At 56.4% G+C, this 5,741-nt stretch carries 5 protein-coding genes and 1 pseudogene; all 6 read left to right on the forward strand.

The window, feature by feature from the left end:
- A pseudogene (locus tag Q0341_RS04880) lies at positions 1 to 199 on the forward strand (acetolactate synthase 3 large subunit); the annotation flags it as partial.
- Between the two features lie 83 nt (positions 200 to 282).
- A complete protein-coding gene (ilvN, locus tag Q0341_RS04885; protein ID WP_283223631.1) occupies positions 283 to 774 on the forward strand; it encodes an acetolactate synthase small subunit in 492 nt (163 codons plus the stop codon).
- 39 nt (positions 775 to 813) lie between these two features.
- Complete coding sequence (gene ilvC, locus Q0341_RS04890; RefSeq protein ID WP_299510946.1) at positions 814 to 1,830, forward strand: ketol-acid reductoisomerase; 1,017 nt, start codon at positions 814 to 816, stop codon at positions 1,828 to 1,830.
- A gap of 118 nt (positions 1,831 to 1,948) precedes the next feature.
- Complete coding sequence (gene pssA / locus Q0341_RS04895) at positions 1,949 to 2,764, forward strand: CDP-diacylglycerol--serine O-phosphatidyltransferase (protein WP_299510947.1); 816 nt, start codon at positions 1,949 to 1,951, stop codon at positions 2,762 to 2,764.
- Between the two features lie 197 nt (positions 2,765 to 2,961).
- Positions 2,962 to 4,500 (forward strand): 2-isopropylmalate synthase, encoded by a 1,539-nt coding sequence (locus tag Q0341_RS04900; protein WP_299510948.1) that lies wholly within the window; start codon positions 2,962 to 2,964, stop codon positions 4,498 to 4,500.
- A gap of 169 nt (positions 4,501 to 4,669) precedes the next feature.
- Positions 4,670 to 5,741 (forward strand): serine hydrolase (locus Q0341_RS04905; RefSeq protein WP_299510949.1); only part of this gene is annotated, 1,072 nt, incomplete at its 3' end.

The raw sequence follows: 5,741 nt of genomic DNA on the forward strand, positions 1-5,741 counted from the left end.
GTTGGCCGAGGCCTATGGCCACGTCGGCATCTTGGTGGAAAAGCCTGAGGATGTGGAGCCCGCTTTGCGCGAAGCCCGCAGGCTCAAGGACCGCACGGTTTTCTTGGATATCCGTACGGACCCGACCGAAAACGTGTTCCCCATGGTCAAGGCTGGCAAAGGCATCACCGAGATGCTGATGAGTTCTGAAGACCTTTAATTAATCTCACTGGACGAATCTATTGCCCGCCAAGCCTGCGCATTACCGTGCGCAGGGGAGGGCGGCGAAAAGAGGAATCACACATGAAACACATCATCGCTGTATTGATTGAAAACGAAGCGGGCGCCTTGTCCCGCGTGGTGGGGCTGTTTTCGGCCCGCGGCTACAACATCGAATCTTTGACCGTGGCCCCGACCGAAGACCCCAGCCTGTCGCGCATGACCATCCAAACCGCGGGTTCGGATGACGTGATCGAGCAGATCACCAAACACCTGAACCGCCTGATCGAGGTGGTCAAGGTGGTCGACCTGACCGAAGGCGCTTACACCGAACGCGAACTGATGCTCGTGAAGGTGCGCGCCGTGGGCAAGGAGCGCGAAGAAATGAAACGCATGGCCGATATCTTTCGCGGCCGTGTGATTGATGTCACCGACAAGAGCTACACGATTGAGCTCACCGGCGACCAAACCAAGAACGACGCCTTTTTGGAGGCGATCGACCGCAGTGCCATCTTGGAGACCGTGCGCACCGGTGCGTGCGGTATCGGGCGCGGCGAGCGCATCTTGCGCGTCTAAACTCAACCCTGAACCTGTTTTATTCCTAAGGAGAACCCTGTGAAAGTTTTTTACGACAAAGATTGTGATCTGAGCGTTATCAAGGGCAAGACCGTTGCCATTCTTGGTTACGGCTCGCAAGGCCACGCACACGCCCAGAACCTGAACGACAGCGGCGTCAAAGTGGTCGTGGGTCTGCGCAAAGGCGGCGCATCGTGGGACAAAGTCGGCAAAGCCGGTTTGACCGTGATGGAAGTCAACGATGCGGTCAAAGCCGCCGACGTGGTCATGATCTTGTTGCCCGACGAAATGATCGCCGAGGTCTACAACAACAACGTGGCCCCCAACATCAAGCAAGGCGCTTCTCTGGCGTTTGCCCACGGTTTCAACGTGCACTACAACCAAGTTGTTCCCCGCGAAGACCTGGACGTGTGGATGGTCGCACCCAAGGCCCCAGGCCACACCGTGCGCAACACCTACACCCAAGGCGGCGGCGTGCCCCACTTGGTCGCGATCCATCAAGACAAGAGCGGCAAGGCCCGCGCTTTGGCCCTGAGCTACGCCATGGCCAACGGTGGCGGCAAAGCCGGCATCATCGAAACCAACTTCAAAGAAGAGACCGAAACCGACTTGTTCGGCGAGCAGGCCGTTCTGTGCGGCGGTGCTGTTGAGCTGATCAAGATGGGTTATGAGACCTTGGTGGAAGCCGGTTACGCCCCAGAAATGGCTTATTTCGAGTGCTTGCACGAGTTGAAGCTGATCGTGGACCTGATCTACGAAGGCGGCATTGGCAACATGAACTACTCGATCTCGAACAACGCCGAATACGGCGAGTACGTGACCGGTCCGGAAGTCATCAACGCCGAGTCCCGTGAAGCCATGCGCAACGCTTTGAAGCGCATCCAGACGGGCGAATACGCCAAGATGTTCATCTTGGAAGGCAAGACCAACTACCCAAGCATGACCGCACGTCGTCGCTTGACTTCTGAGCACTCCATCGAAGTTGTGGGCGCACAATTGCGCGCCATGATGCCTTGGATCGCGAAGAACAAGCTGGTTGACAAGAGCCGCAACTGATCTGGCCTCAGAGCAGGTTTGGAAAAGGCCACTCAGGTGGCCTTTTTCTTGGGCGCTTGGACTGCCTTAAACTTCGCTGACACGGGATGGATCCGAAAAGCCACAACAGGAATGGACGATGAACAAAGCCAACGACACCGCTGAAGAGACAGAGGTCACAACGCCGGTGCGCAAACGCTCCAAGGGCATTTACATGTTGCCCAACATGATCACACTGGCGGCCTTGTTTGCAGGTTTTTATGCCGTGATCATGGCCATCAATGGCCGTTTTGATCTGGCCACGGTGGGCATTTTCAGCGCCATGGTGCTCGACAGCCTGGACGGCCGTGTGGCCCGCATGACGAACACCCAAAGTGCTTTTGGTGAGCAAATGGATTCGCTGTCGGACATGGTGTCCTTTGGCGCGGCGCCGGCTTTGATCGCTTATGTCTGGACCCTCAAGGAGTTGGGTCGTTGGGGCTGGATTGCGGCCTTTGTTTACTGCGCTTGCGCTGCGCTGCGCCTGGCACGCTTCAATGTGAACACCGCAGTGGTGGACAAACGGTACTTTCAAGGCCTGCCATCGCCTGCTGCTGCGGCCTTGGTCATGGGCTTTGTGTGGATCATGTTCGACAACGCAGTGTCAGCCAAAGCCGTCTCTTGGGGCATGTTCGGGGTGTGCTTGTTCGCGGGCCTGACCATGGTCACCAATGTGCCTTTTTACAGCTTCAAGGACATGCACATGAAAAAGAGTGTGCCGTTCGCGACCTTGGTGTTGGTGGCCTTGGGCATTGCGGCCGTCAACATCGATCCGCCTATTGTGGTGTTTGGTTTGTTTGTGGTTTACGGGCTCAGTGGTTATGTCATTTACATCTGGCGCAAGGCCAAGGGTCAACCCACCAGCATGATCAGCACCTCGACCGATGAGCCCGAAGAGCGCGGCTTGCACCAGTGATGTCCGGTGTACGACAGCGCCCTTTTTGATCTGTGCTACAGTTATTCCATGAATTTCTCTTTGTCTGCACTACTGCTAGCGCCCCACGGGCGGGATGTGTAGCGCACGCAAACATTTTCCCAAAAGGCCCGTATGCTGTCCGCAACGGGCCTTTTGCATTTTTGCTTGGACTTGCGGTTTTTTGACCAGGAGTGAACATGACTGACAAACTGATTATTTTCGACACCACTTTGCGCGACGGCGAGCAATCGCCCGGTGCCTCCATGACCCGCGACGAGAAGCTGCGCATTGCACGTCAACTGGAGCGTCTGCGCGTGGACGTGATCGAAGCCGGTTTTGCGGCCAGCTCCAACGGTGACTTTGAAGCGGTGAAAGCCATTGCCGATGCCATCAAGGACTCCACCATTTGTTCGCTGTCCCGCGCCAATGACCGCGACATCTCACGCGCCGCTGAAGCCCTCAAAGGGGCCAACAGTGCGCGTATCCACACCTTCATTGCCACCTCGCCTTTGCACATGGAAAAGAAGCTGCGCATGACACCCGACCAGGTGTTTGAGCAGGCCAAGCAATCGGTCCGCTTTGCGCGCAATTTGGTGTCCGATGTCGAGTTCAGCCCTGAAGACGGTTACCGCAGTGACATGGACTTTTTGTGCCGCGTCCTGGAAGCCGTGATTGCCGAAGGTGCCACCACCATCAACGTGCCAGACACCGTGGGTTATGCCGTGCCTGAGCTGTATGGTGAGTTCATCCGCACGCTGCGCGAGCGCATCCCCAATTCCGACAAGGCCATCTGGTCTGTGCATTGCCACAACGACTTGGGCATGGCGGTGGCGAACTCCTTGGCGGGGGTCAAGATTGGCGGGGCCCGCCAAGTGGAGTGCACCATCAATGGTCTGGGCGAACGGGCGGGCAACTGCTCGCTGGAAGAAGTGGTCATGGCCGTGAAGACACGCCGAGACTATTTTGGTCTGGATGTGGGCATCGATGCGACCCACATCTTGGCCGCCAGCCGCATGGTCAGCCAAACCACGGGTTTTGTGGTGCAGCCTAACAAAGCGGTGGTGGGTGCGAATGCTTTTGCGCACGCCTCGGGCATCCACCAAGATGGTGTGCTCAAGGCCCGCGACACTTACGAAATCATGCGTGCGGAAGATGTGGGCTGGTCCAACAACAAAATCGTGCTCGGCAAACTCAGCGGACGCAATGCTTTCAAACAGCGTTTGCAAGATTTGGGCGTCACACTGGACAGTGAAACCGAAATCAACAACGCTTTTGCCAAGTTCAAGGAGTTGGCCGATCGCAAGAGCGAGATCTTTGACGAGGACATCCTGGCCTTGGTCAGTGACGAAAGCGTGAGCACCGAAAAAGAGCAGTACGGTTTTGTCTCCATGGCCCAGCGCAGCGAAACCGGGGAGCGACCGCATGCTTCGGTGGTTTTTACCGTGGCTGGCAAAGAGGTGCACAGCGAGTCCGATGGCAATGGTCCCGTCGATGCCTCTCTCAAAGCCATTGAGTCGCACATCAAAAGCGGGGCTGAAATGGTGCTGTATTCGGTCAATGCCATCAGCGGCTCGACCGAGAGCCAAGGCGAAGTGACGGTTCGGCTGCAAAACAGCGGGCGCGTGGTCAACGGGGTCGGTTCAGACCCGGACATCGTCGTGGCCTCGGCCAAAGCCTACCTGAGTGCCCTCAATAAACTGCAAAGCAAGTCCGATCGGGTGGCCGCGCAAGGGTAAAATGAATTCTAAATAAGTAATTAATTGCTTTATAAAAGTCGCGTAAGTTATTGTTCTTGCGCGACTTTTTTATTTGGATACACTCGGGCACTTGTTTGCACAAATTGACCGCCAGGGTGCTCCGTTGAAATCTGCTTTTTCTGTTCTGTTGACCAAAATTTGGCTTCGCATGGCCGTTTTCGCCATGGCGGTAGGCTTGCTCAGCATCGTGTCGAGCCAGTTCAGTTTGGCTTACGCCCAAACTGGCAAACAAAGCACACAAAAAGCTCAGAAATCAAGCAAAGACAAGGCATCTGCCCCGCGCAAGGGCCAAAGCGCCAAAAGTGCCTCCAAGCGGCAAAGCCAAAAAGCCAAAGTTGCGACTGCACCGAAAAATCAGCCCACTCAGGTGGCTTCCCGTCGTCCGGTGATCCGCGCGAAAACGGCGCGCAGCCAACGTGTGGCCAAAGCCAACCCAGCGGCCATGCCCGTGCGGGCTTCTTTTGGGCAAATGGCGGGTTTGCACGCCACCTCGGATGCCCTGGGCCTGCACTCCAGCGTGGCTTTGGTGGTGGACCAAGAAACCAAAGAAATTTTGTTCAGTAAAAACGACCACGCGGTTTTGCCCATTGCATCGTTGACGAAACTCATGACCGGCTTGGTGATTGCCGAAGCCAATTTGCCCATGGACGAGCGGATCAAAATCACGCAGGCAGATGTCGACACCGAAAAGGGCAGTACTTCGCGTTTGGCTGTTGGCACGGTGTTGAGCCGTGGTGAGTTGATGCACCTGGCTTTGATGTCCAGTGAAAACCGCGCAGCGCATGCACTTGGCCGCACTTTCCCAGGAGGTATGGACGTTTTTGTGCACCGGATGAATCAGCGCGCGGTGGCCTTGGGCATGTCCGATACCCGCTATGTGGAGCCCACGGGTCTGTCCAGTCTGAACCAATCAAGCGCCAACGATTTGGCCGCACTGGCGGTGAAGGCTTACAGCGAGCCGATGCTGCGTGAGCTGTCCACCTCGCATGGGCGAGAAATCTCGGTGGGGCGTCGTACTTTGCAGTACAACAACACCAACCGTTTGGTCAAAAACCCCGAATGGGACATTGGCTTGCAAAAGACGGGCTACATTTCTGAAGCCGGTCGCTGCTTGGTGATGCAAGCCCAAGTGGCTGGGCGCAGTCTGATCATGGTTTTCCTGGACTCCGCTGGAAAATTCAGCCGCTTGGGTGATGCCGAGCGGGTTCGCAAATGGGTGG

The organism is uncultured Limnohabitans sp. (assembly GCF_937889215.1).
GTDB lineage: Bacteria > Pseudomonadota > Gammaproteobacteria > Burkholderiales > Burkholderiaceae_C > Limnohabitans_A.